This is a genomic window from Bartonella sp. AP150HLJHH, assembly GCF_042196385.1.
Classification (GTDB): Bacteria; Pseudomonadota; Alphaproteobacteria; order Rhizobiales; family Rhizobiaceae; genus Bartonella.
The window spans coordinates 1-5,483 of record NZ_JBHIQC010000054.1; the positions used below are offsets into that span (position 1 = coordinate 1).

A 5,483-nucleotide genomic window follows, 5' to 3' on the forward strand; every position below is an offset into this window, starting at 1 on the left:
AACATGGTTAGAAAAAAATCCAAAAAACACACAGAGCTTACAGAATCAGAAAAAGAAATGCTTCAAGAAATGATCATTACCTATCAAAGTGTGAAAATGATGTCTCGTTTGATGAAGTGGATAGCATTTTTTCTTTTTTTGCTTATCCTTGATTTTGCACGCCTTATGGATGCGATAGACAATATCTTTGCACATTATAAAACAGTGGCTAACCAAAAACTGAAAGCTTTACCCCCTCCCCGCTTTTAAAGCGAGGAAAGAGAGATTATATCGTAATCTATCCGCTAATCGCTTAAATGTTTCTTAGATACCTGACGCGACAATAGACATAACAATTATCAAGCCTCTCCAGATATAAAAGACGCCCATTGTTCTGAGAGAACACGGCGCTATTCTAAAAAATCCGTCCGCATGTAAGCCTTTGTCACTGAATTCCCAACTGAATACGCAAGAACAGATTCTGCAATTTCAAATGGTGTTGACGTTGTCTCTGCTATACAGTCCCGCAGAATCGATCTGAAACCATGAAGTCTATAATTAAAACCTTTGTTTTTCATGAATTTAGAAAGTGCTACATCAGATATAGGCTTTCCAAAACTCTCAACAAATAAAAAACCATTTTTTTGCTTTTTCAATAACAGCAAGCGCTTCAGCTGTAAGCGGCACATGAAAATCAGAAACCTTTCCAACAATTCTCTTCATATTTTCTTTTGGGATAATCCATATTGATCCATAAATCTCTGAATATGCCTGATTGGTATAAAAAAAACCGTCAAAATAAGAAGTTTTAAAGCTAGATGTGATACAAGCTCATCATTTTAAGATTGAAAAAACTTAGGCATTTCTTTCCATGGCATAGCTGGAATATTTTGGGTATTTTGAATAAACTTTTCTAATAAAGCTTTTGCTTTTAATTGCATATCCACATCTATACCAAGTGCCACCGCATGTTTTATAGCTATATTCAAGCGGGATAGAGCTTTACTTGCTGTTTCGTTTTTTGTTTTCCAAATAGGAAAAATGCATCCTTTTATATCAATTTGCGTCAGTTCAATGATTGGCGTATCATCAAGTTTAGGAAAAACATGTAACTCAAGAGGTGTTAACCAGCTTGCTGCTTTTCCTTCATTTTTCAATTCGTTTTTTTGGTTTCAAAAGCACTAGAGGCAATTTCTCGTAAAGAAATCCCCCCTGCCCGACGCAAATTTTCTTTTTGTTTTCGGCGAATCGGGTCTATTCTTTGATCTAAAAGATCACGATAAGCTAAAGCTTTGAACAGTGCTTCTTTTAAAGATACATTGCGACAAGAGCCTAATCCCATTTCTCGTCGTCTTTTATTGAGGTCAAACCTAAAAACCCATCATCCTTGATCTGGTGTAGTTTTGATAAGCCATAAACCAGCTCTGTCAGCATATTTTCCTTTAGATAGATTTTTTACAGATAAGATAGACGGTCTATCACGTTCTTCCGAACCACCTTTTAAAAACCACCTTTTGAATTGCACTTGGAGCACTTTCATCTGGTACCAAGATTATATATAAAAGGCAATTTAATAAATAAATAAAAACAATTAGTTATTAAACAGAAAAAAGATAAACTGTGCTATCAGGTGATATTGTAGAGAGTTCTAAGGGAAGAAAAAATTGTTGCACAAACGTGCACGCCGTCCGCACCAGATTATCTTAATCTCTCTTATTTTCCAATGATTTATTAAAAATCAAAAAAAATTAAAGCACCTTCTAAACCACCTTTCGTAACTTTATTATAACGCTATAAGACGGCACCGCGGTGGTACTAAAATACGAATCATTGCTGCTTTTTGAGGTACCTTTTTAGCACTTTGACCTCCTCCTCGTCTTTATAGGATGGAGAGGCAATCAATATTGCTAATTTGGGATTGGCTTATACTCTTCATGACTCTTGTAAAACGACGCAAAAGCTCAGAAAAGAGATAGATGCAAAAGACAAAATAATAGATAAAGAAGCTGAAATAATACGTGCACAAAAAGATGTGATTCAAAAACAAGAAGAGTTAATTCGAAAATCAACTGCTTCTAAGATTATTTTTCCTCGAATGGCAGTAAAAAATTGGCCCAAAAGTAGTTTCAAGTACTTTCTCACGACCATTTTTTCAAGACAGGCAATCACAACACGCTCTGTCATAGCGCATATATAAATACGCAACAGCCTTCATGGGGGAAGATGATCATCAATACACAAACCGTTCTCTGCCTTGATCTAGATCTAAGACAGGCAGGGCGATTTCTCGTGTAGACAGCAGTATAACAAGTGACACTTGTCAATTTTGAATTTTTTCGTTTTAAAGGCGATAGTAGGCGCTATTTGCGTTTTCAGCAATGGCTTACAAAAATGAAGATCACAACAGATAAAGTCAATGTCTCACAAGAAGAGATGATTAAGACGGTGTGTGCAAAAGAATACAATCCAAAAGATGACAACGAAGCAAATGCTTTAGCAATTTTATATTTAGTTAAAGAAGGGAATGCGCATGTCTAATGCAATGCCATGGATAAGATTCCTTTTGAATGACTGGAACAGTGAGATAGATGGAATGACATGAGAACAAAGGGGCATTTATATAACGCTTTTCATTCGCATATATGACAAAAAAGCACCAATTAAAACAGATTTTGAAATGCTTGCCCGCGCTTGCAATTGCTCGCAAAAAAGTTTGCAACTATTGTCGAATATCTCATGAAGAATGATAAACTTCTTGAGAAAGATAATGGTTTGTCGAATACGCGCATTGAAGAAGAGCTAAAAGATTTTACTGATAAAAAAGTGCACATATCGCAAATTCATAGTGAGGCTGGAAAAAAGGTGTACAATAAAAAACGCTATAAAAAACATTTTAATGATTTTGCTGAAGCAAACGCTCAGCAAAATCAAGCTATAAAGAACCAGAATAAGAATATATATAAACTAAAACTATCATTTTAGCAAAAAACTGCTTCTGAAAATTTAGAAACAAACGAACAGGTTGACGAACCAACATAGGTTGCTGCTGTTGAGACCACATCAGAGCAAATCGAAACGGGTGTAGAAAACCAACCTTCCATTCACGAGCAAGAGAACATTACGAAAAAAGCTAAACGGGTTAGAAATGACAGTGGCTGTCGTACCCCTGATGATTTCGAACCTGTTTATGATTTCGCAATCGAAGAGGGATTGCCTCCAGAGCGTGTCAAAGCCGAAATGGCAAAATTTCGAGATTATTGGAAAGCTAGAACAGGCAAAGATGCACGCAAAACGGATTGGAAAGCAATGTGGCGCAACTGGGTGCAAAAAGCTATCGAGGATTTAGAGAACGGAAAAAACTATGGAAATCACTCTCAAAGGCAAAAAAGTGTAGATGAACGCATCTCAGACAGTATCCTTGATATCGGGCCTCGAGGTCACTTTGAAACACATTCACGAGATGATAACTCCGGAGTTTCCTTTAGTTTTGAAAAGTGGCAAGCATTGACACAACAGCAGGAAGCGATTGCCTTAGAAGCGTGTGATCAACTTCACGAATTGTTTTCAATAAAAGTGAGTAAAGAGGACATAGCCAAGGCAATTCGGATGCTTTCGGTGTGGTTTAAAAATTTCGCAACAGACAGATCATGAAGGTATGGCGCTTACCTATGGAATGGTTTTGGAAAGTGTTTCTGCGTAGTCACTCATAAAAACGGTTAAACGGATTTTATGCGATGAGGTAGAAGGTTTATCGGATACGTTTTTCCAAGCACTCGTGAGTTAGTAAAATTATGTCGTGATTTGGAAAATAGTCTTTTGACAAAAACCAATCTTGTACACTAGGCTGTTTTGAACACCCGTGAAAAAAGGCTGAAAGAAAAGGCAATGAGAGAGAATTCAAGACCACTCACGTTGGTTGAAAAGCAAGTGAAAAACATTGCAGGTTAGCAAACTAGTGAAAATTTCTAATCGTTTTGTGATTGGATGTGCATTTAAATCGACAAAATGGCACCGTACAGAGTGATTTAAAGATTTTATGATAAAAAACCTATCATATAAAACGCTCTGTACGGTCAAATTTGAGGCAAATAGACAAATTTGTAAAATTAGGATTAAAGCATGTTCATTTTAAAACATCTATTCTTAAAAAACCGTAAACAACCCATGCGAAAGAGGTTTGTTGCAACGGCAGTGGGTATGTCCCATGGGGGATGGGACAGAGGAGTATTTTTACAACCTCTACGAATACGAAGACGGTACAAGAGAGTGTGAAAAGTTTGATGGTGATCAGTATTACAAAACACCTAAGAATGCGGATTTTAGTACCAAAGCGCAAGTAAAAGCATGGGTTTACGGTGGTGATATTCCGAAAAGCATTCTCAATTACGAACCTCTTATAGACGAGATCAACAGAGAGATAAAAAATATTGACTTTATTCAGAGTATATTGCGTATTGCTCTAAATGCGCTTCATAAGCATTTTAGCCATTAAAAAAGAATTGACATCAGATGAAAAATCATTAAAATGTGTATATATATACACATTTTGAGTTTAGGTAATGGAACAAGATAGCCGAAAAATCATTGCAAAATTAAAGCGTGATGGCTTTGAACTTATCAAAGTGAAAGGTTCTCATCATAAATTTAAAAAAGATGATAAGGTTGTTATCGTTCCACATCCTAAAAAAAATCTTCCGATTGGTACAGCACGTTCTATCGCACAACAAGCAGGCTGGTTAAAAGAAGGAGAAGAAGAATGAAAAGATTTTTTGCTCTTGTTCATAAAGATGAAGAATCTGCTTTTGGTGTTCAGTTTCCTGATTTTGAGGGGCTTTTTTCTGCTGCTGATGAGGAAGAAAATTTAATCGCAAATGCAACAGAAGCACTCCAACTTTATTGTGAAGATATAGATAAAGTGCCTATTCCTTCAAAATTTGAAGAAGTCATACAACGGAAATCTGTCAAAACAGCTTTGTCAGAAGGAGCTTTTTTAATACAAGTTCCTTTTATTGAAAATGATTCAGAAGTCATACGCACAAATATATCAATTGAACGAGGGCTTTTACGTGCAATTGATAATTGTGCACAAAAGAGAGGTTTAACAAGATCTGCTTTTTTGGCAACAGCAGCCCGTCACGAGCTTAATATTTAGCTCATCAATCTGGAAAAATTTCTCACTCTCGATTTTTTTACAAAAGCGTGTAATTGCATATGATCCGCAAACTATTAATGAAAATCAAAAGGCGGCAGGCAAACAAAACGCTATAGTTAAGAGGGATATAACTATCATTGATATTATATACATGGCATCTAATATTTCTGGACCTGTCATTGCCTTTCCCTCCTATAATAATTTCACAATAATTTATAAAATCTAAAATGTTTTAGAAAATTTTATATATTCTATTTTAAAATAAAAAATATAGATTTTTTTGTTGGCATGGTGTAAAAAATCGTATTTAATGACGCTGCTGTACTGGTCGAATTGCGTCCAAAATTCAAAA

Annotated in this window: 4 protein-coding genes and 4 pseudogenes; 7 read left to right on the top strand and 1 reads right to left on the bottom strand. The window is 35.7% G+C overall.

Annotation, left to right across the window (positions count from 1 at the left end; translation table 11 throughout):
- The first annotated feature begins 3 nt into the window (after positions 1-3).
- A pseudogene (locus ACFING_RS09170) lies at positions 4-223 on the top strand (hypothetical protein).
- A 166-nt stretch (positions 224-389) separates the two neighbouring features.
- On the opposite strand, the pseudogene ACFING_RS09175 reads toward ACFING_RS09170, so the two are convergent.
- Positions 390-1,519 (bottom strand): annotated as a pseudogene (locus ACFING_RS09175) (tyrosine-type recombinase/integrase).
- 683 nt (positions 1,520-2,202) lie between these two features.
- On the opposite strand from ACFING_RS09175, the pseudogene ACFING_RS09180 reads away from it, so the two are divergent.
- The 6 genes and pseudogenes from ACFING_RS09180 to ACFING_RS09205 all read left to right on the top strand — a co-directional run bounded on the left by ACFING_RS09180 (position 2,203) and on the right by ACFING_RS09205 (position 5,131).
- Positions 2,203-2,517, top strand: a pseudogene (locus ACFING_RS09180) (hypothetical protein).
- Positions 2,518-2,715: 198 nt separating this feature from the next.
- A complete protein-coding gene (locus ACFING_RS09185; protein WP_375630612.1) occupies positions 2,716-2,961 on the top strand; it encodes a hypothetical protein in 246 nt (81 codons plus the stop codon).
- Between the two features lie 228 nt (positions 2,962-3,189).
- Complete coding sequence (locus tag ACFING_RS09190) at positions 3,190-3,630, top strand: hypothetical protein (protein WP_375630613.1); 441 nt, start codon at positions 3,190-3,192, stop codon at positions 3,628-3,630.
- A 468-nt stretch (positions 3,631-4,098) separates the two neighbouring features.
- Positions 4,099-4,471, top strand: a pseudogene (locus ACFING_RS09195) (hypothetical protein).
- 67 nt (positions 4,472-4,538) lie between these two features.
- Positions 4,539-4,739, top strand: coding sequence for a type II toxin-antitoxin system HicA family toxin (locus ACFING_RS09200; protein WP_375612550.1), 201 nt, complete (start codon positions 4,539-4,541; stop codon positions 4,737-4,739).
- The gene (locus ACFING_RS09205; protein ID WP_375630615.1) at positions 4,736-5,131 is read left to right on the top strand and encodes a type II toxin-antitoxin system HicB family antitoxin; all 396 of its coding nucleotides are present in this window, start codon (positions 4,736-4,738) and stop codon (positions 5,129-5,131) included. Before ACFING_RS09200 ends, ACFING_RS09205 begins: the two co-directional genes overlap by 4 nt.
- The last annotated feature ends 352 nt before the right edge of the window (positions 5,132-5,483 follow it).

Coding starts and splice junctions, on each gene's coding strand:
- ACFING_RS09205 (WP_375630615.1), top strand. CDS start 4,736: ATGAAAAGATTTTTTGCTCTTGTTCATAAAGATGAAGAATCTGCTTTT.
- ACFING_RS09200 (WP_375612550.1), top strand. CDS start 4,539: ATGGAACAAGATAGCCGAAAAATCATTGCAAAATTAAAGCGTGATGGC.
- ACFING_RS09185 (WP_375630612.1), top strand. CDS start 2,716: ATGAAGAATGATAAACTTCTTGAGAAAGATAATGGTTTGTCGAATACG.